The sequence below is a fragment of the Pedobacter panaciterrae genome, assembly GCF_013204795.1.
GTDB classification, from domain to species: Bacteria; Bacteroidota; Bacteroidia; order Sphingobacteriales; family Sphingobacteriaceae; genus Pedobacter; species Pedobacter panaciterrae.
This window is the reverse complement of the sequence record NZ_JABMKW010000017.1, coordinates 553,138-574,133: the sequence shown is the minus strand read 5'-3', so window position 1 is coordinate 574,133 and position 20,996 is coordinate 553,138. Positions and strand designations below refer to the sequence as shown.

Here is a 20,996-nt window from a genome sequence, read left to right as displayed (position 1 = left end):
ATAGTAGAGCTTTTGTTGGCACAATATAACACATCTTTAATAAGTTTGCCTTGGTGTAATTATTATAATTGTAATGTTAAATGAATAAAAAACTCATTGGCACTTTCCCTAATGATCAATTCATGCTTCCGAGGATACAGCAGTGCAAGTCTTTGTTTTACATTTTGTAAGCCGATACCACTTTTAAGTTTCTCGGGGTCATTATCCGGTTTAATGTGGATGCTGTTATTTACATCAAAATACAGGGTGTTCTCTTTGGTCTGCAATGTGATTTTTATATGCGATGGATGCTGTAAACTAACCCCATGTTTAAAGGCATTTTCTACAAAAGGGATGAGTAACATGGGAGCAATCTGCTGACTGTTTAGTTGCTCTTCAATTTGAGTTTCTATTGAAATCGAAGCTGAACGGGAAGTTCTTAACTTCTGCAAAGCAATGTAGTTATTAAGGTAATCCACATCTCTGGTCAGGGAAATTTTGTCCTGTAGGTTCTCTTGAAGCATAAACCGCATCATATCGCCTAATTTCTGAATACCCTCGCCGGTACGTTCTGCTTTTTCTTGCAAAGCAGTTCCGTACAACGTGTTTAGTGCATTAAATAAAAAGTGTGGATTAATTTGCGATCGCAGGAAACTTAAGCTCGCATCAGACTTTCCAAGTTCAGTTTTTAAGCTGTTAAGCTCTATGTTAGAATCATTCCTTTTTTTATAAATATACCAAGATAGTGGTGCGCTTATAATGAGTTGGGTAGGGATATGGAAGGCTATTACAACACCAGCCATTTCGGCATGGTTGCTAAACATTAGTGCAATAAGCGCTAGTGGAAGACAAGATGCGATGGTAATGAAAAATATCTTCCAGAAGTAGTTCCAAAAGCGCTTTCCAGATTCTTTGACCTGGGGGATAAGATAGTATAATGAAAAGATAACAAGAGCTATTGTTGAACAAATCACAAGTGTCCAGCATACTATAACCTCAAACGGCGATGATGTAGCTATTAGTAACAACAGGCCCACAAACCAAAATGCTGCTCCGAAAACTGCCTCTAACTTAGTACGGTTATACGGATCATTACCTGTATTTTCATTTTCCTTAATACTAATAATCAGTTTTTTAAGAGCTACATAGATGGTAATGACTAATATCAACCATGCAGAGTACGTAAATCCTTTAAAAAAGAAGTGGTTGTAGGCATCCTGAGTGCTATTGAAATCGGGGAACATATATACCTTGCTATAGGTATAGGTGATGCTGGTGATTAATCCGATCCCCAGAAACAGGCCTGCTAAAATAACCAGCGACAAGGCTCTGTTATTTGGTTTAAAAAGAGCAGGTATAATGCAGAAATTCAATAAGAGAAAACTAAAATATAGTATTGAAAAACGGAACAGTTCCGGAATAAGATAATTCGAAACATATGAATACTGCATATTGGCACCTTTGGCTAAATACTCCAGGTGACTTGGAGTGCTGTCTCCCGAATTTGAAACCAGTAAAAGGATGGCAAACCCATAAAGGCTGGTAGCTATCCAAAATTCAACCTTCGTTAGTTCTGATAATTTCATTTGTTGTTGATTAATACTTTTAAATTTTCAATACACTTTGTTGATGCAATAGTACAACGACTATGGGTTACAAAATTTAAAATGTGATGAAACCTTTAAAAAATGTGACGAATTATGATTTGAAATCTTTTTTTTAAGTTTGCCATTATGATCGTATACGGAATACCAAATTGCAATACTGTTAAAAAAGCCATGACCTGGTTAACTGAAAATGGATTTAAACCTGAATTTCATGACTTTAAAAAAAAGGGAATCAGTGCCGAAAAACTAAATACCTGGTGTGATACATTTGGTTGGGAAAATGTACTTAACAAAAAAGGTACTACCTGGAAAAAACTAAGTACCGAGGAACAACAAGAGGTAAACAGTAAAGAAAGTGCTATTAAAGTTTTAATGATTTATACTAGTGCCATTAAACGTCCAATAATAGAAGTTGATGGAAAGCCCATTTTAATTAGCTTTAGTGAAGAAAATTACCAAAACGCTTTAAAATAGTATTTCGAAAAAATCATCTTAATAAAGGAACATTTTGCTGTTAATGTTTGTTAAATAGTTAACGTGACACTTAAACAGCGTTATATTTGAATATGCTTAAGAAACTTTTGTTTGCATTGATTTTAATGGCTCCTCTATCACTTTGGGCGCAAGATGTTGTTTCGGGAACTGTTTATGATTTTGAGATAAAGACTTTGCCGCTTCAGGAGGTAAATGTTAAGAATTTTAATAATAACCAAAGCACAAAAACGAAAGCTTCGGGTAATTTTTCGCTTGCAGCTAAGATTGGGGATGTATTGGAGTTTTCTTTAAATGGTTACCATAAAGACACACTTTATCTTACCAACCTTTCTCCAAAAACAGTATTCCTTCCTGGCAGTTCAACCAGTTTAAAGGAGGTAAAGATCTTAAGTGCAAAAATAAATCCTACAATTTTAGCTCCGGATCCTGAGGCTAAAGAATTTAAAAGGGTTGAGGCGGATGATTATAAAGGTAAACCTAATGTTTCAAGAGCTGGTGGCCTTAAGCTAAATTTGGGATATGGCAAGTATAAAGAGCAGCAGGCCAAAGTAAAGGATCTGGAAGAGAAGGATCAATACGAAAATGAGATAAATAGTGTTTTTACTGAAGCCTATGTTTCAGATCTGGTAAAGTTAAAGGGTCAGGAGTTAAAAGATTTTATGACCATGTACAGGCCACCTGTTGCAACAGTGCAAAGCAACAGGCCATTCGACTATAAATATTATACTGTTCAGGCCTACCATAAGTGGCTAAAATTGCCTCCATCTCAAAGAAAACCACCTCAGGTACCAAGGTTAAAGAAAAATTAATAAAGTCGTTACATTACCTGGGGATAAGTTGGATTTTATACCTTTATTTCCAAATCTATAAACTTAAACTTTTATATGTCTTACAAGTCAACCATACTAGTGGTATTGTTGTGCGCATTTGCTTTGACTACAGTAGCGCAGCAAACAGATCCAAATGCTGGTAATTACGATGCACATGCTGCATTTAGTCCACTTTTTTATACTAAAAATGGAAATGAATACAGATCAGCAAGTGGTTATCCGGGGCCAAAATACTGGCAGAATCATGCCGATTATTCTATTAGTGCAGATTTGGATGAAGGAAATAATAAAATAACTGGTACCGTTACTATTATGTATAAAAATAATAGCCCAGATAAATTACCTTATTTATGGCTACAGCTTGACCAAAATCTATTTGCACCGGATTCTAGAGGAAATGCACTTATCGCTGCAGGAAGTAGGTATGGGGCCAGAGGTGAAAAGCTAAACGGCGGATATAAAATAGAAGGCTTAACTGTATTGCAAAAACAGAAAGAAGTTAAGTTTACCTCTTTGATAGAAGATACCCGTATGCAAATACGACTAGCCGAACCAATGGCTGCTGCAGGAGATGTAGTAACAATAAAAATGAATTTCTCTTTCGTTATTCCCATTAATGGGTCTGATCGTATGGGGCATTTAACAACTAAAAATGGTGAAATATTCGCGATAGCGCAGTGGTTCCCTCGCATGTGTGTGTATGATGATGTTCTAGGATGGAATACCTTACCTTATTGGGGAGCAGGGGAGTTCTATTGCGAGTATGGTGATTTTGATTTCGCTGTAACCGCGCCAGCAAATCATATTGTTATGGGATCTGGTGAGTTGTTGAATCCACAAGAGGTTTTTACGCCTGTGCAATTACAACGATGGAATGAAGCAAAGGATAGCGATAAAACAATATCTATAAGATCTGAATCTGAAGTTAAGGATCCAAAATCCCGCCCTGCTAAAGATAAACTCACCTGGAAATTTAAAATTAAAAATGCCAGGGATGTTGCCTGGGGATCGTCAAAAGCATTTGTTTTGGATGCTGCACGTATCAATTTGCCAAGTGGCAAGAAAGCACTGGCTGTTTCTGCTCATCCTGTTGAAAGTAACGGCAGCGATGGTTATGGCAGAGCGGTTGAATATGTTAAAACATCAATAGAGCATTATTCTGATAAATGGTTTGAATACCCGTACCCTATGGCTGTAAATGTTGCCAGTAATGTTGGGGGGATGGAATATCCGGGAATTGTTTTTTGTGGCTGGAAAGCCAAAAAAGGGAGTGCCTGGGGAGTTATAGATCATGAATTTGGGCATACCTGGTTTCCTATGATTGTGGGCAGTAATGAGCGTAAATATGGCTGGATGGACGAAGGCTTTAATACTTTTATTAATGGAATTTCATCGGCTGCATTTAATAATGGCGAGTACAAAAAAACTCCTGATGATATGCATAAGATTGCCGACAAGCAGCAAAGTCCGGAAGTAGAATATATAATGCTGAGCCCCGATGCTATGAGAGAACGTAATATTGGAGGGAATTTATACTATAAACCCGCTCAGGGATTGAATATATTGAGAAACGTAATACTAGGGGCGGATCGTTTTGATTATGCTTTTAGACAATACATAGATCATTGGGCTTTTAAGCACCCAATGCCAGATGATTTTTTCCGTTCTATCGAAAATGGTGCAGGAGAAGACCTTTCGTGGTTCTGGAGAGGATGGTTTCTTGAAAACTGGAAAATGGATCAGGCTATTGTTAGCGTAACAGAATCTAACAGGGATGAGGCCAGAGGGTATAACATAGTTGTTGCCAATCTGGAAAAAATGCCAATGCCGATTATTTTGGAGATTAAAACCAAAAGTGGTAAAACTGACCATGTAAAAATCCCGGTTGATGTTTGGATGCGGAATAATGTATGGACCGTACCTTACCCTACAACTGAAGAGGTAGTGTCGGTTGTTTTGGATCCGGAGAATCTATTACCCGATGTGAATAACGATAATAATAAATGGAAGAAAAACTAATAATGGGTTGTTTTTAAAGCGGCCGTCATCTCCTTTGATTAACCAAAGGAGATGACGGTTTGTGCTGCAGCATGACGCAGTTACTTTTATTTAGTGGCTTTTGAAAAAGCTTTCTTTCAGCTTTTGAGCATCAATTAATGGTTCAGGCTCATCGAGACGAATTAACCATCCTTTTTGCTTCAGCAAACTAATATCTTCTTTAGCAACAGAAAGATCCTTGCCTTTTATGCTTCTATTTATAACGATAGGAGGTTTAGGTTCAACATTAGCTGTTGTATGAAACAACACTTCAATATTAAACTTAGGCCAGATCTGTATGTCGCCAAGTTGATCTGAATAGATTTTTTTAGCTGAATGAGGAGCCAAAATGTTTGCGAACTCACCTTTAAAATTTCCACCTTTTTCAGTAGTTAAACTAACAAGTAATTGGAAAGACGTTTCATTCACGATATGAAAGTGTGCTACAGAATTACTGTGCTGATCTGTTACAATGGCAAGAAATACACCATCTTTTATAAACTCTGCCTGAGGTATAACAGGGGCAGGGCGGTTGCTAACAATGTCATTTTCTATAATTTCACCATGTACTAATGTTACTTTAGATGCCAAAACCGGTATTTCAAAATCATTGGCATCAGTAACACCGATGGTATCTTTGTCGATAATTCTGGTAATGTACCCTTCTAAATTCTCGTCAACAAAACGAACAAAGTCTCCTAGTTTGAAATTCATATATTTTTATTTATGTCCAAATTTAGTTATTCTTATTATTTTTGTGGCATGGCCATAGAAGAGCAGAAAAATAATCCATTACACGGAAAAACACTCGAGTTTATTCTAAAACAACTTGTATGGCACTATGGCTGGGAAGAATTGGGTCTTCTTGTTAAAATTGCTTGTTTTAATAATAATCCTACTATGAATTCGAGCCTTAAGTTTTTACGTAAAACTGACTGGGCCAGGAAGAAAGTAGAGAAATTATACTTAAACACCTTTCATTAACGCGATTACTTTAAGACAGGTTCGATGCTGCTTCGAGGTTTGTTCGAGGATGCTTTTGAAAAAAGCGTCTGTTTTCCACAAGGATCCCATACCAATTCTTAATCTGCTTTCATCCCAAACCCAAATACGCCATATAGAACCCTTATTATTTATTCTGTGAATCTTATGGTTTGAATAATTTTGTGTTAACCCCTTGATTTATAAAATGTATTGTCTTACCTTTGCAGTCCCTTATTGAGGGGTAAAGTTTTTAAACATAAAATAAGAAAAACAAAAAAGAACAATGCCAACCATTCAACAATTAGTTAGAAAAGGTAGAGTAGCACTGGAGTTCAAGAGTAAGTCTCCGGCGTTGGACAGCTGTCCACAGCGAAGAGGTGTATGTACACGTGTATATACCACTACCCCTAAAAAACCAAACTCAGCAATGCGTAAAGTTGCACGTGTACGTTTAACCAATGGTAAAGAGGTTAATGCCTACATCCCTGGAGAAGGTCACAATTTACAGGAGCACTCAATCGTATTGATACGTGGTGGACGTGTTAAAGATTTACCAGGTGTACGTTATCACATCATCCGTGGAGCATTAGATACTTCAGGAGTTGCTGGTCGTAACCAACGTCGTTCAAAATATGGTACTAAACGTCCTAAGCCAGGACAAGTAGCAGCGGCACCAACAAAAGGTAAAAAGAAATAATTAGGAGGAAAGAAAAATGAGAAAGTCAAAACCAAAAAAGAGAATTATCCTTCCTGATCCAAAATTTAACGATGTTCAGGTGACGAGATTTGTAAATAATATGATGTACGATGGAAAAAAATCTATCGCATATGATATTTTTTATGATGCTGTTGAATTAGCTGAGAAAAAAGCTGGTGAGAACGGTTTAGAAGTATGGAAACGTGCTTTAGCAAATGTAATGCCTGCAGTAGAGGTTAAGTCACGCCGTGTTGGTGGTGCTAACTTTCAGGTACCTACAGAAGTAAGACCAGACCGTAAGATTGCTTTAGGCATGAAATGGTTAATTTCTTACGCTCGTAAACGTGGTGAAAAAACCATGAAAGAAAAATTAGCAGGTGAAATTGTTTCAGCAGCTAAAGGTGAAGGTGCAGCAGTGAAAAAGAAAGAAGATACGCATAAAATGGCTGAGGCTAACAAAGCGTTCTCACATTTCCGTTTCTAATATTTGAAATTATTATAATGTCAAGAGATTTAAAATTTACTAGAAATATCGGGATCGCAGCTCACATTGATGCAGGTAAAACTACAACAACAGAGCGTATCCTTTATTATGCTGGGGTAAACCACAAGATTGGTGAGGTACACGAAGGTGCATCAACCATGGACTGGATGGTACAGGAAGCTGAACGCGGGATAACAATCACGTCTGCTGCAACAACTGTATTCTGGCCTTACCGTGGTAATAAATATCAGGTAAACGTTATCGATACTCCTGGACACGTGGATTTTACCGTAGAGGTAAACCGTTCATTGCGTGTACTTGACGGATTGGTGTTTTTATTTTCAGCAGTTGATGGTGTTGAGCCTCAATCTGAAACTAACTGGCGTTTAGCTAACAACTATGCAGTTCCTCGTATCGGTTTCGTTAATAAAATGGACCGTTCTGGAGCTGACTTCTTAAAAGTTGTTAAACAGGTTAAAGATATGTTGGGCAGTCATGCTGTTCCTTTGCAGTTACCAATTGGTGCTGAAGATAACTTTACTGGTGTAGTTGATTTGATCAATAACCGTGGTATTGTTTGGAATGAGCACGATAAAGGTATGACCTTTACTGAGGTTCCAATTCCTGCAGATATGGTTGATGAAGTTGCTGAATGGAGAGAGAATTTATTAGAAGCTGTTGCTGATTACGATGAGTCTTTGATGGAGAAATTCTTCGAAGATCCGAGTTCAATCACTGAGCGTGAGATTCTTGATGCATTGCGTAAAGCTACTTTAGATGCTAAAATCGTTCCTATGGTGTGTGGTTCATCTTTCAAAAATAAAGGTGTTCAAACCATGCTTGATTTGGTAATGGAACTATTGCCTTCGCCAATGGATGTGGATGGTATTACAGGTACTAACCCAGAAACTGGTCAGGAAGTAACTCGTCAGCCAGACATTAACGAGCCTTTTGCAGCTTTAGCATTTAAAATTGCAACGGATCCTTTCGTAGGTCGTTTGTGCTTTATTCGTGTTTATTCAGGTAACCTAGAAGCTGGTTCATACGTTTATAATGCACGTTCTGAAAACAAAGAGCGTATTTCTCGTATCTTCCAAATGCATGCTAACAAGCAAAATCCAATTCCTAATGTAGGTGCTGGTGATATTGCTGCGGTAGTAGGATTTAAAGATATCAAAACAGGTGATACACTTTGCGATGAGAAACATCCAATTGTTCTTGAATCAATGGATTTCCCAGAGCCGGTTATCGGTTTAGCAATTGAGCCTAAAACTCAAGCTGATATTGATAAATTAGGTATGGGCTTATCTAAATTAGCTGAAGAGGATCCTACCTTTAGAGTTCAAACTGATCAGGAAACTGGCCAGACTGTTATCTCTGGTATGGGTGAGCTTCACTTAGATATTTTGATCGATCGTTTAAAACGTGAGTTCAAAGTTGAGGTTAATCAAGGTGCGCCACAAGTTGCTTACAAAGAAGCAATTAATGGAACTGTTCAACATCGTGAGACATATAAAAAACAATCTGGTGGTCGTGGTAAATTTGCGGACATCCAAGTTGTTATTTCTCCTATCGATGCTGATTGGGAAAAAGGTGGATTGCAGTTTGTTAACGAAATTACCGGTGGTTCAATTCCTCGTGAATTTATCCCATCTGTAGAAAAAGGATTTGCTGCATCTATGGCTAACGGAGTATTGGCTGGTTACCCACTACCAGACATGAAAGTTCGCTTAATTGATGGTTCATTCCACGCAGTCGATTCAGATGCTTTATCTTTTGAACTTGCAGCTAAAATGGCATATCGTGAGGCATTACCTAAATGTAACCCTGTATTGATGGAGCCAATCATGAAAATCGAGATCCTTACTCCTGAAGAAAACATGGGAGATGTAATCGGTGATATGAACCGTCGTCGTGGTCAACTTTTAGGAATGGATACACGTAATGGTGCTCAAGTAATTAAAGCAACTGTACCTCTTTCTGAGATGTTTGGTTATGTAACTCAGTTACGTACTATTACTTCTGGTCGTGCAACCTCTACAATGGAGTTTGATCACTACGAGCCAGCTCCGAAAAACGTTCAGGACGAAGTAATTGCTAAATCAAAAGGCAGAATTAAATCTGTAGAATAAAAATAAATTGGCAGCCGGTTATTAATAGCTCTAACCGGCGCCTTAATTAAATAAATACCATGAGCCAAAGAATCAGAATTAAATTAAAATCTTACGATTACAACTTGGTAGATAAATCTGCTGAGAAAATCGTAAAGACTGTTAAACCTACGGGTGCAGTGGTTAGCGGACCGATTCCGTTGCCAACAGAAAAGAAAATATTCACAGTTTTGCGTTCACCACACGTGAACAAAAAAGCACGTGAGCAGTTTCAATTATGCGCATACAAACGTTTGTTAGATATTTATAGCTCTAACTCTAAAACAGTTGATGCTTTAATGAAACTTGAATTACCTAGCGGTGTTGAAGTAGAAATTAAAGTATAACTATACTTTAACGGTTAACAAAAAAGCCCTTGAAATTTATTTTCAAGGGCTTTTTTGTTATTGCAGCAAACTGTTTATTTACCGCGATTTTTAAGCTCGTCCAGTTTATTACGTTCATCCTGCAGTTCTCTGGCCAGCTTTTTCTCTTTATCATTAGCCTTAACTTTATAGTTTTGATATTCTTGTGATATCTCATCATATAAGGTGCTTCTGTATTTGGCTTCATGGATATGCTTAGCTGATCTTAATATGATAATAGCCAAAGCTGCGCCTAAGGCAATTATTAGGCCCCATACAACCAGGTTATAGTTTGATTTGGTAAAACCTATTCCAAGAAAGCTGATCTCATTTAACTTAGCATTGGAATTGGCAAGTGATGATTCTGTGCCAGAAATTTGCTTTTTTAGATCTGAGATCTCTTTTCCTTGATCCTCGATTTTTTTTCTTGTTATCACTAATTGTTTGCGATCTGTGTTTAAACTATCTCTCACATTTTGCCAGAATACCGATAACCTGGATGGATTTACTAATTTATAGCCATTTAAGGTTTTAGATTTTGACAGCAGAAGCTGGTACTGCCCCCTTAAAGAGGGATCAATTTTACTTGTATCCGCTTTTAACTGCGCTTGAGCCGTAAAATTAATTAATAGAATAGTGATGATTGGTAGTAAGATTTTTCTCATTGATGGTATTTTGTTTTTAAATATTGGTAGTTGTTTATTCAGTTTGCGGTTTCACAAGTGATTCACCCCTAATTTAACATTCATATTTTAATTTTATTGTGTTTTGTTTGGAGATAGTATATTTGCAGCAATGTCGGTATTACTATTTACAATTATTGTCCTGCTGGGAGCTTTCTTGGCCGGATTAGTTGGGTCTCTTACCGGCTTGGGGGGAGGGGTAATTATCATTCCATTGTTGACCCTGGTATTGGGTGTTGATATTCACTATGCAATAGGAGCTTCAATTATCTCCGTTATAGCTACCTCGTCAGGTTCTGCGGCTGCTTATGTAAAAGAGGGGATCACCAATATTCGAATTGGGATGTTCCTGGAGATTGCTACCACAATAAGCGCAATTATAGGTGCAGTTGTTACAGTATATATTAACCCCAGCTATATTGCAATAATTTTTGGTCTTATTCTGTTGTTCTCGGCGGTAATGATGATAAGGAAAAAAATTGACCATTCTGATAATGATACATCGGGGAGATTAGCAGTTTTTTTAAAATTGAACGGTACTTATCCGACAGAAAACGGTATGCAAAATTATGCAGTGCATAATGTGATTGGTGGTTTTTTGATGATGTTTGTTGCGGGTATAATTTCCGGATTGCTTGGAATTGGCTCCGGAGCACTAAAGGTTATTGCAATGGATAACATAATGCGTATCCCTTTTAAGGTATCTACTACAACAAGTAATTTCATGATGGGGGTTACTGCGGCGGCCAGTGCTATCGTATATTTACATAGAGGACAGATTGATCCGGGAATTGCGATGCCTGTGGCACTAGGTGTTTTAACAGGAGCAACGGTTGGCTCGAAAATATTGGTAAAGACTAAAACAGATAAACTTAAAATTATCTTTGCTGTTGTTGTTGCTTTTTTGGCGCTGCAAATGATTTATAATGGATTAACTGGTAGATTATGAGTAAAGAGAAGAACTTCTTTGCAGACAGGGATATTCAGATCATCCTTGGGACATTACTTAGGGTTGGTGTAATTGCTTCTATGACAGTGGTTTTTATAGGAGGTTTGGTGTACCTTGCCTTTAATCATTCTGAAATGGTAAACTATAGCCATTTTGATTCTGTTAAGGCCGGCTTCTCTACTGTATCAGATATTTTTATAGGATTGGGGCATTTAAAAGGAAGTGCTATTATTCAATTTGGAGTTCTCTTGCTGATATTTACACCAATCATGCGCGTGGTTTTTTCGATTTTTAGCTTCTTAATTGAGCGTGATTATTTATACGTTTTGATTGGAGCATTCGTTTTATGTGTAATTCTATTTAGTTTAAGTAATAAGTTGGTTGGGTAAATGTTGTTTTAATTGCACGTTACCGCATGTAATTATTTTTTTGCATTTATTTGAAAAAATAATGAGCTAACTATTTGAAAATTAAGATTTCTTTCTTATTTTTGCCCTCCCTTAATAGGGATGTGTATCCACCTTGAACGAAGCCCTACTGCTTCGATGGGTGTTAAATTAAAATAGAAAATGTCAGGTATTATTGGAAAAAAAGTAGGAATGACCAGCATTTTCGACGCCGAGGGAAAGAATATTCCTTGTACGGTGATCGAAGCTGGGCCTTGTGTAGTTACACAGGTAAAGACCGAAGAAAAAGACGGTTACGTTTCAGTTCAGTTGAGTTTCGACGAAGCTAAAGAAAAAAACACCACTCAGCCTCTAAAAGGGCACTTTGCGAAAGCAAACACCACTCCAAAACGTAAATTGGTTGAATTTGAGCCATTTGAAGAATCGTTAAATTTAGGTGATACTGTAACGGTAAACATCTTTAACGAAGGAGATTTTGTGGATGTAGTTGGTACATCAAAAGGTAAAGGTTTCCAAGGTGTTGTTAAACGCCATGGTTTCGGCGGTGTTGGTGGTCAAACTCACGGACAGCATAACAGAATGCGTGCGCCAGGTTCATTAGGTGCTGCTTCTTATCCTTCACGTGTATTTAAAGGCATGCGTATGGCGGGAAGAATGGGTGGAGATAGAGTAAAAGTTCAGAACTTACAAGTTTTGAAAGTTTATGCTGATCAAAATCTAGTTGTAGTTAGTGGTTCCGTACCAGGAGCTAAGGGTTCTTACGTAATCTTAGATAAGTAAGCAGATGGAAGTTAAAGTATTAAACATTTCAGGAAAAGAGACAGGTGCCAAGGTGCAGCTTCCTGAGTCGGTATTTGGCATAACGCCTGTTGACCACGCAATTTATTTAGATGTTAAACAGTATTTGGCTAATCAACGTCAAGGTACTCACAAGTCTAAACAACGTAATGAGATTGCAGGTTCAACCCGTAAATTATATAAACAAAAAGGTACTGGTGGTGCTCGTGCCGGAAGTATTAAATCTCCATTGTTTAATGGTGGTGGTCGTGTATTTGGTCCTCAACCACGCGATTATAGTTTTAAATTGAATAAGAAACTGAAAGTGTTGGCTCGTAAGTCTGCATTATCATACAAAGCACAAGATCAAAGTGTTGTGGTTTTAGAAGGTTTCACTTTTGATTCAATCAAAACTAAAAACTACTTGAACTTAGTTAGCGCATTAAATTTAGCTGGCGAAAAGACATTGTTGGTTTTACCTTCGCAAAATAACAATATCTATTTATCAAGCAGAAACATTCAGAAAGCTAAAGTTATTACTGCAGATCAATTGAATACTTATGATGTATTAAATTGCGGTAAGCTTTTGTTGACGACTGAATCTCTTAAAACATTGGAGGAGGCATTTGCCAAGTAATATGGAACTTTTAAGAAAACCAATATTAACAGAAAAAGCTTCGGCATTAACAGAAAAATCTAACCGCTTTACTTTTCAAGTAGATCATAAAGCCAATAAATTGCAGATTAAGCAAGTTATTGAAAAGATGTATGGTGTTAACATTTTAGCTATCAATACAATGGTAGTAAATGGTAAACTTAAATCTAGAAATACTAAAGGTGGATTAGTTAGTGGTCGTACCCCGAAATATAAAAAAGCTATTGTAACCTTGAAAGCAGGTGAAACAATAGATTATTACGCGAATATTTAATAAGAATTGAATTATTTATAACTATGGGCTTAAGAAAATTTAAACCAGTTACTCCGGGAACCCGCTTTAGAGTTGGTGCCAGTTTTACGGAGATTACAGCAACCAAGCCCGAAAAATCATTGGTTGTATCTTCTAAGAAATCGGGAGGACGTAACAATACAGGAAAGATGACTATGCGCTACATGGGTGGTGGTCACAAAAAATCTTATCGTTTGATTGACTTTAAACGTGAGAAATTTGATATTCCTGCAACAGTAGCTACTGTTGAATACGATCCAAACCGTACCGCACGTATTGCACTATTACATTATGCAGACGGCGAGAAGCGTTACATTATTGCACCTGAAGGGTTGCAAGTAGGACAAACAGTAGTTTCGGGAGAAACAGCTACTCCAGAGGTAGGAAACACTCTTAAATTGGCTAATATTCCTTTGGGATCTATTGTGCACAATGTAGAGATTCATCCAGGCCGTGGAGCACAGTTAGCACGTAGTGCAGGTGCTTATGCACAATTAGCAGCTCGTGATGGTAAATATGCTACATTGAAAATGCCTTCAGGTGAGACAAGATTAATCTTGACTGCATGTTTGGCTACAATAGGAGCAGTTTCCAATTCAGATCATGCAAATGAGGTATTAGGTAAAGCAGGTCGCAGCCGCTGGTTGGGACGTCGTCCAAGAACACGTCCAGTAGCGATGAACCCAGTCGATCACCCTATGGGTGGTGGTGAGGGTCGCTCATCAGGAGGTCAGCCTCGCTCAAGGAACGGTATGTATGCTAAAGGCTTCAAAACCCGTACACTTAAAAAATACTCAAATCGTTTCATCATAGAGAAAAGGAAGAAATAATGGCTCGTTCGATAAAAAAAGGACCTTATATTGACCATAACGTAGAGAAGAAAGTAGTATCTATGAATGATTCAGGCAAGAAGTCTGTAATTAAAACTTGGTCACGCAGATCAATGATTTCACCAGATTTTGTGGGTCATACATTTGCAGTACACAACGGTAATAAATTTATACCGGTATACGTAACAGAAAACATGGTTGGTCATAAGCTGGGAGAGTTTGCTCCAACCAGAACATTTAGGGGTCACTCTGAAAAGAAAAAATAATTAAGAGATGGAAGCAGTAGCGAAATTAAACAATTGTCCAACCTCACCACGTAAAATGCGTTTGGTTGTAGATCTTATCAGAGGTGAGCGTGTTGAGAAAGCTTTACATATTTTAAAGTTTACCAATAAAGAAGCAGCAATAAGAGTTGAGAAACTATTATTATCGGCTATCAAAAACTGGGAAACTAAAAATGAAGGTTCTCGCCCTGAAGAAAACCAATTATACGTGAAAACGATAATGGTAGGCGGTGGTCGTCAGTTAAAAAGATTAAGACCAGCACCTCAAGGACGCGGTTACAGAATACGTAAACGTTCAAACCACGTAACTTTGATAGTAGATAGTAAAAACGTTGAAACTCAAACTAATTAACAGAAATGGGACAAAAAGCACATCCAATAGGTAACAGGTTAGGAATCATCAAAGGTTGGGATTCTAACTGGTTCGGTGGCAACAACTATGCTGATAAATTAGTTGAGGACGAAAAAATAAGAAAATACCTTTCTGCACGTATCGCAAAAGGCGGTGTAGCTAAAGTGGTAATAGAGCGTACGTTGAAACGTATCACTGTTACTATTCATACAGCTCGTCCGGGGATTGTGATCGGTAAAGCAGGACAGGAAGTTGACAAGATCAAAGAAGAGTTGAAAAAATTGACTAAGAAGGAAATTCAGATCAACATCTTTGAAATTAAACGTCCTGAGCTTGATGCACAATTAGTAGCAGAAGGTGTTGCAAAACAATTAGAAGCAAGGATTTCATTCCGTAGAGCAATGAAGTCTACTATCGCATCAACAATGCGTATGGGTGCTGAAGGTATCAAAATTATGACCTCTGGTCGTTTAGGTGGTGCTGAGATGGCTCGTAGCGAACAGTATAAAGAAGGAAGAATTCCTTTGCATACTTTCCGTGCAGACATTGATTATGCATTAGCAGAAGCTTTAACTACTTATGGTAAAATAGGTGTTAAAGTATGGATCTGTAAAGGTGAAGTTTACGGTAAACGTGATCTTTCTCCAAACATCGGTGCTACGAGCAATGCTCCAGGCAAAGGTGGAAGACCAGAAGGTGCTTTTGCAGGTGGTGGTAGAGACAGAGATAACCGTGGCGGTGGCGACAGAAGAAACGACAAAGGTCGTGGCGGAAGAGGTCCTGGTCAAGGCGGTCCTGGTGCAGGAAGAGATAATAGAGGCGGAAATACTCAGAATAGAGGTCCTCGTAAATAATTAGTTAACAGATCGTTTAACGATAATATTAAGATAAAATGTTACAGCCAAAAAGAACGAAGTTCAGAAAGATGCAAAAGGGCAGAATGAAAGGTTTAGCAACTCGTGGTGCTGAATTGTCATTCGGATCTTTCGGGATTAAATCTTTAGAGTCGACATGGATTACCAGTCGTCAGATAGAGGCAGCCCGTATTGCCGTGACTCGTTTCATGAAACGTGAAGGTCAGGTTTGGATTAGAATATTCCCGGACAAACCGGTAACTAAGAAACCAGCCGAAGTACGTATGGGTAAAGGTAAGGGTGCTCCGGAATACTGGGTAGCCGTAGTTAGACCAGGACGTATTATTTTTGAAGCCGAAGGAGTTCCTTTAGAAATTGCTAAAGAAGCTATGAGATTGGCAGCTCAAAAATTACCGATCCAAACAAAATTTGTAGTACGTAGAGATTACGTAGAGGCATAAGAAAAGTTATGGGTTGAATGTTGTAAGTAACTTGTTATTACAACCGCTAGGCCCACAACATAAAAATTAATAAAATGAAGAACTCAGAAATCACAGGGCTTTCACAAGAAGAACTAGTAGTCAGGATTGCAGAAGAAAAAGAAAACTTAGTAAAGTTAAAATTTGCGCATACAATTTCGGCTATAGAGAATCCTACCCGCATTAAAAAGGTAAGAAGAGATATCGCCCGATTAAATACTGAAGTGACTAAGCGTAAAGCTCAGTCAGCTAGTGAAACTAAATAACTTTAGAGTCGAAATGGAAAGACAATTAAGAAAAACAAGAACCGGGTTAGTGGTAAGCAACAAGATGGATAAATCTATTGTTGTAGCGGTAGAACGTAAAGTGAAACACCCGATCTATGGTAAGTTTGTTAAGAAAACTACCAAATTTATGGCTCATGACGAGAAAAACGATTGCGGTATTGGTGATACAGTACTGATCATGGAGACTCGTCCGCTGAGTAAAAACAAGAACTGGAGATTAGTGGAAATTTTAGAAAGGGCTAAATAACATGGTACAACAGGAATCAAGATTAAACGTAGCCGACAATAGCGGCGCAAAAGAAGTATTGGTTATCCGTGTCCTTGGTGGTACTGGAAAAAGATATGCTTCTATTGGTGACAAAATCGTTGTTACCGTTAAAAGTGCATTGCCTTCTGGAAACATCAAGAAAGGAACCGTTTCTAAAGCAGTTGTTGTAAGAACAAAGAAAGAGATCAGACGTAAAGATGGTTCTTACATCCGTTTCGACGACAATGCAGCAGTATTATTAAATGCACAAGATGAGCCGCGTGGTACACGTATTTTTGGCCCGGTAGCAAGAGAACTGCGTGAAAAACAATTCATGAAAATTGTATCATTAGCACCGGAGGTATTATAAAATGAAAAATAAAGTAACTACACCAAAAGTAAAAATCCGTAAAGGAGATTTAGTAAAGGTTATAGCTGGCGATTCAAAAGGCCAACAAGGTAAAGTTCTTTCAGTATTAATTACTAAAAGCAGAATCCTTGTAGAAGGTGTTAACCTTGTATCAAAACATACAAAACCAAATGCTGCTACCCCAAATGGTGGTATCATTAAAAAAGAAGCTGCTCTTCATATTTCTAACGTTGCGTTAATAGATCCTAAATCAGGTGATATAACACGCGTTGGCAGAAAGCTTAATGCTGATGGGAAATTAGTTAGGGTTAGTAAAAAATCAGGAGAGGAGATCAAATAATGGCTTACATACCAAGATTAAAAAGTAAATATAAAGAGGAAATTGTAACTGCACTTAAAGATAAGTTCAATTATAAAAGCGTTATGCAAGTTCCTAAGTTAGAGAAAATCGCTATTAACCAAGGTGTTGGGCGTTTCTCTGTAACTGATAAGAAAATAATGGACAGCTCTATTTTGGAGATGACTACTATCTCTGGTCAGCAAGCAGTTGGAGCAAAATCTAAAAAAGATATCTCAAACTTTAAGTTGCGTAAAGGTATGCCAGTAGGTGTACGTGTTACTTTGCGTGATAATAACATGTATGAGTTTTTAGATCGTTTAATTTCCGTAGCTTTGCCACGTATCCGTGATTTCAAAGGTATCAATGATAAAGGTTTTGATGGAAAAGGTAACTATACTTTAGGTATTACCGAACAAATCATATTCCCAGAGATCAACATCGACAAAATCAGCAAGATTTTAGGTATGGACATTACTTTTGTAACTACTGCTACTACTGATGTTGAAGCATTGGAACTTTTAAAACAATTTGGATTACCGTTTAAAAATCAAAATACAAATCTATAATGGCAAAAGAAGGAGTAAAAGCTCGCGAAGTTAAGCGCCAGAAATTAGTAGCTAAGTATGCAGACAAACGTGCTGAACTTAAAGCTGCTGGTGATTATGAAGGATTAGATAAGTTACCAAAAAACTCATCTGCTGTACGTTTACACAATCGTTGTAAATTGACTGGACGTCCTCGTGGTTATATGCGTACTTTCGGTATATCAAGGGTACTTTTCCGCGATATGGCTTTAGCAGGTAAAATACCTGGAGTTAGAAAAGCAAGCTGGTAACACAGCTTCTTTGTACTTAAGGTTTTTTCCTTGAGTAGAAAATAAATATTAACCGATGGCAGGTCGTCCCGAATAGGTCAGGAAGGAAACCACTATCACAACTATATAAAAAATGAATACAGATCCAATAGCAGATTATCTTACAAGGGTAAGAAATGCCATCAAGGCAAATCACAGAATTGTAGAGATTCCTGCATCAAACCTTAAAAAGGAAATTACTAAAGTACTTTTTGATAAAGGTTACATTGCCAATTACAAATTTGAGGATACTACTGCTCAAGGTACAATCAAGATAGCTTTAAAATATAACGCTATTACGAAAATACCTGCAATCCGTACATTAGTACGTATCAGTAAACCAGGTTTAAGGCAATATGCTGGCGTAGAGAATATGCCAAGAGTATTAAACGGTTTAGGTATCGCGATCTTATCTACATCTAAGGGTGTTATGACTGATAAAGAAGCTGCTAAACTAAACATTGGTGGCGAAGTTTTGTGTCACGTTTATTAATTAAAGGAGGATAGCAAAATGTCAAGAATAGGAAAAGCCCCAATTAGTATCCCTTCAGGTGTTACAATTACTGTATCTAAAGATAACGTAGTATCTGTTAAAGGCCCTAAAGGTGAATTAACTCAAGCAGTAGATTCAGATATCACAGTAAGTCAGGAAGATGGTGTATTAACTGTACAACGTCCCTCAGAACAAAAAAGACACAAAGCGTTACACGGTTTGTATCGTTCTTTGTTAAACAATATGGTTGTTGGTGTAACAGAAGGTTATAAAATTCAACAAGAATTAGTAGGTGTGGGTTACCGTGCTACTAACCAAGGAAATACTTTGGATCTTGTTTTAGGTTATTCTCACCACTATGTATTCCAATTGCCGGAAGAAATTAAGGTAACGACAACTTCAGAAAAAGGTCAGACTCCAAAAATTATTTTGGAAAGTATTGATAAACAACTGATAGGACAAGTAGCAGCGAAAATCCGTTCGTTACGTGCACCAGAGCCATACAAAGGTAAAGGTATCAAGTTTGTAGGAGAAGTGTTAAGAAGAAAAGCAGGTAAATCAGCTTCTAAAAAATAATCATCATGGCAGGGAAAAAATTATCTCGTAGAGATCGTATAAAAAAAGGAATCAGAAAAAGATTAACAGGTTCTGAAAGCCGTCCACGTTTATCGGTTTATAGAAGCAATAAAGGAATTTATGCTCAAATCATTAACGACGTAACCGGTAGTACAATTGTATCAGCTTCATCTTTATCTAAAGATTTTTCAGGTACTGGAAACAAATCGGAGCAATCTGTAGCTGTAGGTAAATTAGTTGCAGAGAAAGCAATCGCAGCTGGTGTTAAAGAAGTTGTTTTCGATAGAAACGGCTACTTATACCATGGACGTATAAAATCGTTGGCAGAAGGTGCTCGCGAAGCTGGTTTAGTATTTTAATCTGAAAATAGGATAAGAATGTCAACTATCAATATAAAAAGAGTTAAGACTAGCGAAATCGAATTGAAAGATCGTTTAGTTAGCATACAGCGTGTAGCCAAAGTAACCAAAGGTGGTCGTACTTTCAGCTTCTCAGCAATCGTAGTTGTTGGAGATGAAAACGGAATCGTAGGTTACGGATTGGGTAAAGCTAAAGAGGTAACAGAAGCAATTGCAAAAGGCATCGATGATGCTAAAAAGAACTTGGTAAAAGTTCCTTTGTTAAATGGTACTGTTCCTCACGAGCAAATTGGTAAATTCTCAGGTGGTTTTGTTTTAATCAAACCAGCTGCAGTAGGTACCGGAGTAATTGCTGGTGGTGCAATGCGTGCTGTATTAGAGAGTGCCGGAGTACATAACGTATTGGCCAAATCAAAAGGTTCATCTAATCCACATAACGTGGTAAAAGCAACTGTTGATGCTTTAACTAAGATGCGTGATGCTTATACTGTAGCTCAGCAACGTGGTGTAGATTTAAATAAAGTTTTTAACGGATAATATTATGGCGAAGATCAAAATAACCCAGGTAAAAAGCATTATCGATAGAAGCGAACGCCAAAAAAGAACGATGCAAGCTTTAGGTTTAACTAAAATGAACCAAAGTGTAGAAGTAGAAGCAACTGCTGCCATTATTGGAATGGTAAGAAAAGTTAATCACTTAATAGCTATCGAGAGTATATAATTATTTAAGGTTGCAGATGTGAGTTATATGACTACATTTGCAACCTTTGTATATTGTTTAACCGTTGTCCCTGATTAGTGAAAGCGAAGGGCAACACAATAAGTTTTAAAAATGAACTTAAGTAATTTAAAACCTGCAGCAGGTTCTACTAAAAATAGTAAGAGGATAGGTCGTGGTACTGGTTCTGGTCGTGGTGGTACTTCGACACGTGGACATAAAGGTGCTGGATCACGTTCAGGACATTCAACTAAGATTGGATTTGAAGGTGGTCAAATGCCGTTACAACGTCGTGTGCCTAAGGTAGGTTTCAAACCAATTAACCGTGTTGAATATGTAGGTGTAAACTTAGATGTTTTACAAGGTTTGGCTGAGAAGTTTAACTTAACAAGCATTGATTTTGCTATCTTGCAAGAACACGGATTGGCTTCAAAAAATGATCTGGTAAAAGTATTAGGTCGTGGTGAGGTTAAATCTAAATTAGAAGTTAAAGCACATGCTTTTTCTGCTACTGCACAAAAAGCTATTGAGGCTGTTGGAGGCTCAATCGAAAAATTGTAATT

33 protein-coding genes are annotated in these 20,996 nt (G+C 37.6%); 30 read left to right on the top strand and 3 right to left on the bottom strand.

Going from position 1 to position 20,996, the window contains the following annotated elements; genetic code table 11:
* Positions 1-62 precede the first annotated feature (62 nt).
* Entirely contained in the window at positions 63-1,565 is a 1,503-nt protein-coding gene (locus HQN86_RS13960) for a sensor histidine kinase (RefSeq protein ID WP_172661525.1), read from the bottom strand.
* Positions 1,566-1,712: 147 nt separating this feature from the next.
* Between HQN86_RS13960 and HQN86_RS13955 the strand changes: the two genes are divergently transcribed.
* From HQN86_RS13955 to HQN86_RS13945, 3 genes are all read left to right on the top strand, one after another.
* Positions 1,713-2,060: a Spx/MgsR family RNA polymerase-binding regulatory protein gene (locus HQN86_RS13955; RefSeq protein WP_172661524.1), complete on the top strand. Its 348-nt coding sequence runs from the start codon at positions 1,713-1,715 to the stop codon at positions 2,058-2,060.
* A gap of 92 nt (positions 2,061-2,152) precedes the next feature.
* Positions 2,153-2,890, top strand: coding sequence for a hypothetical protein (locus tag HQN86_RS13950; RefSeq protein WP_172661523.1), 738 nt, complete (start codon positions 2,153-2,155; stop codon positions 2,888-2,890).
* Positions 2,891-2,965: 75 nt separating this feature from the next.
* Complete coding sequence (locus tag HQN86_RS13945; protein ID WP_172661522.1) at positions 2,966-4,930, top strand: M1 family metallopeptidase; 1,965 nt, start codon at positions 2,966-2,968, stop codon at positions 4,928-4,930.
* Between the two features lie 90 nt (positions 4,931-5,020).
* On the opposite strand, the gene HQN86_RS13940 is transcribed toward HQN86_RS13945, so the two are convergent.
* The gene (locus tag HQN86_RS13940; protein WP_172661521.1) at positions 5,021-5,662 is read right to left on the bottom strand and encodes a hypothetical protein; all 642 of its coding nucleotides are present in this window, start codon (positions 5,660-5,662) and stop codon (positions 5,021-5,023) included.
* 12 nt (positions 5,663-5,674) lie between these two features.
* Here HQN86_RS13940 and HQN86_RS13935 point away from each other — a divergent pair, with 12 nt between their 5' ends.
* The 5 genes from HQN86_RS13935 to rpsJ all read left to right on the top strand — a co-directional run bounded on the left by HQN86_RS13935 (position 5,675) and on the right by rpsJ (position 9,610).
* Positions 5,675-5,932: a VF530 family protein gene (locus HQN86_RS13935; protein ID WP_394367893.1), complete on the top strand. Its 258-nt coding sequence runs from the start codon at positions 5,675-5,677 to the stop codon at positions 5,930-5,932.
* Positions 5,933-6,215: 283 nt separating this feature from the next.
* Positions 6,216-6,629, top strand: a complete 414-nt coding sequence (rpsL, locus tag HQN86_RS13930; RefSeq protein ID WP_008244597.1) for a 30S ribosomal protein S12 — start codon at positions 6,216-6,218, stop codon at positions 6,627-6,629.
* A gap of 16 nt (positions 6,630-6,645) precedes the next feature.
* Positions 6,646-7,113: a 30S ribosomal protein S7 gene (gene rpsG / locus HQN86_RS13925; protein WP_048907451.1), complete on the top strand. Its 468-nt coding sequence runs from the start codon at positions 6,646-6,648 to the stop codon at positions 7,111-7,113.
* Between the two features lie 17 nt (positions 7,114-7,130).
* Positions 7,131-9,245, top strand: a complete 2,115-nt coding sequence (fusA, locus tag HQN86_RS13920) for an elongation factor G (RefSeq protein WP_048907450.1) — start codon at positions 7,131-7,133, stop codon at positions 9,243-9,245.
* A 59-nt stretch (positions 9,246-9,304) separates the two neighbouring features.
* Positions 9,305-9,610 carry a 30S ribosomal protein S10 gene (rpsJ, locus tag HQN86_RS13915; protein WP_008244591.1) on the top strand — a complete coding sequence of 102 codons (306 nt, stop codon included), beginning with the start codon at positions 9,305-9,307 and terminating at the stop codon, positions 9,608-9,610.
* Between the two features lie 74 nt (positions 9,611-9,684).
* Here rpsJ and HQN86_RS13910 read toward each other — a convergent pair whose 3' ends face one another.
* Positions 9,685-10,293 carry a hypothetical protein gene (locus tag HQN86_RS13910; protein WP_172661519.1) on the bottom strand — a complete coding sequence of 203 codons (609 nt, stop codon included), beginning with the start codon at positions 10,291-10,293 and terminating at the stop codon, positions 9,685-9,687.
* A gap of 130 nt (positions 10,294-10,423) precedes the next feature.
* Between HQN86_RS13910 and HQN86_RS13905 the strand changes: the two genes are divergently transcribed.
* The 22 genes from HQN86_RS13905 to rplO all read left to right on the top strand — a co-directional run bounded on the left by HQN86_RS13905 (position 10,424) and on the right by rplO (position 20,994).
* Positions 10,424-11,260 carry a sulfite exporter TauE/SafE family protein gene (locus tag HQN86_RS13905; RefSeq protein ID WP_172661518.1) on the top strand — a complete coding sequence of 279 codons (837 nt, stop codon included), beginning with the start codon at positions 10,424-10,426 and terminating at the stop codon, positions 11,258-11,260.
* Positions 11,257-11,649 (top strand): DUF1634 domain-containing protein, encoded by a 393-nt coding sequence (locus HQN86_RS13900; RefSeq protein WP_172661517.1) that lies wholly within the window; start codon positions 11,257-11,259, stop codon positions 11,647-11,649. The genes HQN86_RS13905 and HQN86_RS13900 overlap by 4 nt, the downstream gene beginning before the upstream one ends.
* 180 nt (positions 11,650-11,829) lie before the next feature.
* Positions 11,830-12,447 (top strand): 50S ribosomal protein L3, encoded by a 618-nt coding sequence (rplC, locus tag HQN86_RS13895; RefSeq protein WP_048907446.1) that lies wholly within the window; start codon positions 11,830-11,832, stop codon positions 12,445-12,447.
* Between the two features lie 4 nt (positions 12,448-12,451).
* Positions 12,452-13,081, top strand: coding sequence for a 50S ribosomal protein L4 (gene rplD, locus HQN86_RS13890; protein ID WP_048907445.1), 630 nt, complete (start codon positions 12,452-12,454; stop codon positions 13,079-13,081).
* 1 nt (position 13,082) lies between these two features.
* The gene (gene rplW / locus HQN86_RS13885; RefSeq protein WP_172661516.1) at positions 13,083-13,373 is read left to right on the top strand and encodes a 50S ribosomal protein L23; all 291 of its coding nucleotides are present in this window, start codon (positions 13,083-13,085) and stop codon (positions 13,371-13,373) included.
* A gap of 23 nt (positions 13,374-13,396) precedes the next feature.
* The gene (gene rplB / locus HQN86_RS13880) at positions 13,397-14,221 is read left to right on the top strand and encodes a 50S ribosomal protein L2 (protein ID WP_048907443.1); all 825 of its coding nucleotides are present in this window, start codon (positions 13,397-13,399) and stop codon (positions 14,219-14,221) included.
* A complete protein-coding gene (gene rpsS / locus HQN86_RS13875) occupies positions 14,221-14,487 on the top strand; it encodes a 30S ribosomal protein S19 (protein ID WP_008244581.1) in 267 nt (88 codons plus the stop codon). The genes rplB and rpsS overlap by 1 nt, the downstream gene beginning before the upstream one ends.
* Before the next feature lie 7 nt (positions 14,488-14,494).
* Positions 14,495-14,857: a 50S ribosomal protein L22 gene (rplV, locus tag HQN86_RS13870; protein WP_037442604.1), complete on the top strand. Its 363-nt coding sequence runs from the start codon at positions 14,495-14,497 to the stop codon at positions 14,855-14,857.
* 5 nt (positions 14,858-14,862) lie between these two features.
* Positions 14,863-15,711, top strand: a complete 849-nt coding sequence (rpsC, locus tag HQN86_RS13865; protein WP_048907442.1) for a 30S ribosomal protein S3 — start codon at positions 14,863-14,865, stop codon at positions 15,709-15,711.
* Positions 15,712-15,749: 38 nt separating this feature from the next.
* Positions 15,750-16,172, top strand: coding sequence for a 50S ribosomal protein L16 (gene rplP, locus HQN86_RS13860; RefSeq protein ID WP_008244578.1), 423 nt, complete (start codon positions 15,750-15,752; stop codon positions 16,170-16,172).
* Between the two features lie 74 nt (positions 16,173-16,246).
* Positions 16,247-16,456 carry a 50S ribosomal protein L29 gene (gene rpmC, locus HQN86_RS13855; protein ID WP_172661515.1) on the top strand — a complete coding sequence of 70 codons (210 nt, stop codon included), beginning with the start codon at positions 16,247-16,249 and terminating at the stop codon, positions 16,454-16,456.
* A gap of 13 nt (positions 16,457-16,469) precedes the next feature.
* Positions 16,470-16,724 (top strand): 30S ribosomal protein S17, encoded by a 255-nt coding sequence (gene rpsQ / locus HQN86_RS13850; protein WP_048907439.1) that lies wholly within the window; start codon positions 16,470-16,472, stop codon positions 16,722-16,724.
* Position 16,725: 1 nt separating this feature from the next.
* Entirely contained in the window at positions 16,726-17,094 is a 369-nt protein-coding gene (gene rplN / locus HQN86_RS13845; protein ID WP_008244575.1) for a 50S ribosomal protein L14, read from the top strand.
* Between the two features lies 1 nt (position 17,095).
* Positions 17,096-17,434 (top strand): 50S ribosomal protein L24, encoded by a 339-nt coding sequence (rplX, locus tag HQN86_RS13840; protein WP_048907438.1) that lies wholly within the window; start codon positions 17,096-17,098, stop codon positions 17,432-17,434.
* Complete coding sequence (rplE, locus tag HQN86_RS13835; protein WP_216854407.1) at positions 17,434-18,000, top strand: 50S ribosomal protein L5; 567 nt, start codon at positions 17,434-17,436, stop codon at positions 17,998-18,000. The genes rplX and rplE overlap by 1 nt, the downstream gene beginning before the upstream one ends.
* Entirely contained in the window at positions 18,000-18,269 is a 270-nt protein-coding gene (rpsN, locus tag HQN86_RS13830; protein WP_048907436.1) for a 30S ribosomal protein S14, read from the top strand. Before rplE ends, rpsN begins: the two co-directional genes overlap by 1 nt.
* 112 nt (positions 18,270-18,381) lie before the next feature.
* Positions 18,382-18,780 carry a 30S ribosomal protein S8 gene (rpsH, locus tag HQN86_RS13825; protein ID WP_048907435.1) on the top strand — a complete coding sequence of 133 codons (399 nt, stop codon included), beginning with the start codon at positions 18,382-18,384 and terminating at the stop codon, positions 18,778-18,780.
* Between the two features lie 18 nt (positions 18,781-18,798).
* Positions 18,799-19,356 carry a 50S ribosomal protein L6 gene (gene rplF / locus HQN86_RS13820; RefSeq protein WP_172661514.1) on the top strand — a complete coding sequence of 186 codons (558 nt, stop codon included), beginning with the start codon at positions 18,799-18,801 and terminating at the stop codon, positions 19,354-19,356.
* A 5-nt stretch (positions 19,357-19,361) separates the two neighbouring features.
* Positions 19,362-19,715 carry a 50S ribosomal protein L18 gene (gene rplR, locus HQN86_RS13815; protein WP_048907433.1) on the top strand — a complete coding sequence of 118 codons (354 nt, stop codon included), beginning with the start codon at positions 19,362-19,364 and terminating at the stop codon, positions 19,713-19,715.
* Between the two features lie 18 nt (positions 19,716-19,733).
* Entirely contained in the window at positions 19,734-20,252 is a 519-nt protein-coding gene (gene rpsE, locus HQN86_RS13810) for a 30S ribosomal protein S5 (RefSeq protein WP_008244566.1), read from the top strand.
* Between the two features lie 4 nt (positions 20,253-20,256).
* Entirely contained in the window at positions 20,257-20,436 is a 180-nt protein-coding gene (rpmD, locus tag HQN86_RS13805; protein WP_048907432.1) for a 50S ribosomal protein L30, read from the top strand.
* A gap of 111 nt (positions 20,437-20,547) precedes the next feature.
* Positions 20,548-20,994, top strand: a complete 447-nt coding sequence (rplO, locus tag HQN86_RS13800; RefSeq protein ID WP_048907431.1) for a 50S ribosomal protein L15 — start codon at positions 20,548-20,550, stop codon at positions 20,992-20,994.
* The last annotated feature ends 2 nt before the right edge of the window (positions 20,995-20,996 follow it).

What these genes read in the sequence shown, in the direction of transcription:
- HQN86_RS13960 (WP_172661525.1), bottom strand. Translation starts at nt 1,565, where the DNA reads ATGAAATTATCAGAACTAACGAAGGTTGAATTTTGGATAGCTACCAGC.
- HQN86_RS13955 (WP_172661524.1), top strand. Translation starts at nt 1,713, where the DNA reads ATGATCGTATACGGAATACCAAATTGCAATACTGTTAAAAAAGCCATG.
- HQN86_RS13950 (WP_172661523.1), top strand. Translation starts at nt 2,153, where the DNA reads ATGCTTAAGAAACTTTTGTTTGCATTGATTTTAATGGCTCCTCTATCA.
- HQN86_RS13945 (WP_172661522.1), top strand. Translation starts at nt 2,966, where the DNA reads ATGTCTTACAAGTCAACCATACTAGTGGTATTGTTGTGCGCATTTGCT.
- HQN86_RS13940 (WP_172661521.1), bottom strand. Translation starts at nt 5,662, where the DNA reads ATGAATTTCAAACTAGGAGACTTTGTTCGTTTTGTTGACGAGAATTTA.
- HQN86_RS13935 (WP_394367893.1), top strand. Translation starts at nt 5,675, where the DNA reads ATGTCCAAATTTAGTTATTCTTATTATTTTTGTGGCATGGCCATAGAA.
- rpsL (WP_008244597.1), top strand. Translation starts at nt 6,216, where the DNA reads ATGCCAACCATTCAACAATTAGTTAGAAAAGGTAGAGTAGCACTGGAG.
- rpsG (WP_048907451.1), top strand. Translation starts at nt 6,646, where the DNA reads ATGAGAAAGTCAAAACCAAAAAAGAGAATTATCCTTCCTGATCCAAAA.
- fusA (WP_048907450.1), top strand. Translation starts at nt 7,131, where the DNA reads ATGTCAAGAGATTTAAAATTTACTAGAAATATCGGGATCGCAGCTCAC.
- rpsJ (WP_008244591.1), top strand. Translation starts at nt 9,305, where the DNA reads ATGAGCCAAAGAATCAGAATTAAATTAAAATCTTACGATTACAACTTG.
- HQN86_RS13910 (WP_172661519.1), bottom strand. Translation starts at nt 10,293, where the DNA reads ATGAGAAAAATCTTACTACCAATCATCACTATTCTATTAATTAATTTT.
- HQN86_RS13905 (WP_172661518.1), top strand. Translation starts at nt 10,424, where the DNA reads ATGTCGGTATTACTATTTACAATTATTGTCCTGCTGGGAGCTTTCTTG.
- HQN86_RS13900 (WP_172661517.1), top strand. Translation starts at nt 11,257, where the DNA reads ATGAGTAAAGAGAAGAACTTCTTTGCAGACAGGGATATTCAGATCATC.
- rplC (WP_048907446.1), top strand. Translation starts at nt 11,830, where the DNA reads ATGTCAGGTATTATTGGAAAAAAAGTAGGAATGACCAGCATTTTCGAC.
- rplD (WP_048907445.1), top strand. Translation starts at nt 12,452, where the DNA reads ATGGAAGTTAAAGTATTAAACATTTCAGGAAAAGAGACAGGTGCCAAG.
- rplW (WP_172661516.1), top strand. Translation starts at nt 13,083, where the DNA reads ATGGAACTTTTAAGAAAACCAATATTAACAGAAAAAGCTTCGGCATTA.
- rplB (WP_048907443.1), top strand. Translation starts at nt 13,397, where the DNA reads ATGGGCTTAAGAAAATTTAAACCAGTTACTCCGGGAACCCGCTTTAGA.
- rpsS (WP_008244581.1), top strand. Translation starts at nt 14,221, where the DNA reads ATGGCTCGTTCGATAAAAAAAGGACCTTATATTGACCATAACGTAGAG.
- rplV (WP_037442604.1), top strand. Translation starts at nt 14,495, where the DNA reads ATGGAAGCAGTAGCGAAATTAAACAATTGTCCAACCTCACCACGTAAA.
- rpsC (WP_048907442.1), top strand. Translation starts at nt 14,863, where the DNA reads ATGGGACAAAAAGCACATCCAATAGGTAACAGGTTAGGAATCATCAAA.
- rplP (WP_008244578.1), top strand. Translation starts at nt 15,750, where the DNA reads ATGTTACAGCCAAAAAGAACGAAGTTCAGAAAGATGCAAAAGGGCAGA.
- rpmC (WP_172661515.1), top strand. Translation starts at nt 16,247, where the DNA reads ATGAAGAACTCAGAAATCACAGGGCTTTCACAAGAAGAACTAGTAGTC.
- rpsQ (WP_048907439.1), top strand. Translation starts at nt 16,470, where the DNA reads ATGGAAAGACAATTAAGAAAAACAAGAACCGGGTTAGTGGTAAGCAAC.
- rplN (WP_008244575.1), top strand. Translation starts at nt 16,726, where the DNA reads ATGGTACAACAGGAATCAAGATTAAACGTAGCCGACAATAGCGGCGCA.
- rplX (WP_048907438.1), top strand. Translation starts at nt 17,096, where the DNA reads ATGAAAAATAAAGTAACTACACCAAAAGTAAAAATCCGTAAAGGAGAT.
- rplE (WP_216854407.1), top strand. Translation starts at nt 17,434, where the DNA reads ATGGCTTACATACCAAGATTAAAAAGTAAATATAAAGAGGAAATTGTA.
- rpsN (WP_048907436.1), top strand. Translation starts at nt 18,000, where the DNA reads ATGGCAAAAGAAGGAGTAAAAGCTCGCGAAGTTAAGCGCCAGAAATTA.
- rpsH (WP_048907435.1), top strand. Translation starts at nt 18,382, where the DNA reads ATGAATACAGATCCAATAGCAGATTATCTTACAAGGGTAAGAAATGCC.
- rplF (WP_172661514.1), top strand. Translation starts at nt 18,799, where the DNA reads ATGTCAAGAATAGGAAAAGCCCCAATTAGTATCCCTTCAGGTGTTACA.
- rplR (WP_048907433.1), top strand. Translation starts at nt 19,362, where the DNA reads ATGGCAGGGAAAAAATTATCTCGTAGAGATCGTATAAAAAAAGGAATC.
- rpsE (WP_008244566.1), top strand. Translation starts at nt 19,734, where the DNA reads ATGTCAACTATCAATATAAAAAGAGTTAAGACTAGCGAAATCGAATTG.
- rpmD (WP_048907432.1), top strand. Translation starts at nt 20,257, where the DNA reads ATGGCGAAGATCAAAATAACCCAGGTAAAAAGCATTATCGATAGAAGC.
- rplO (WP_048907431.1), top strand. Translation starts at nt 20,548, where the DNA reads ATGAACTTAAGTAATTTAAAACCTGCAGCAGGTTCTACTAAAAATAGT.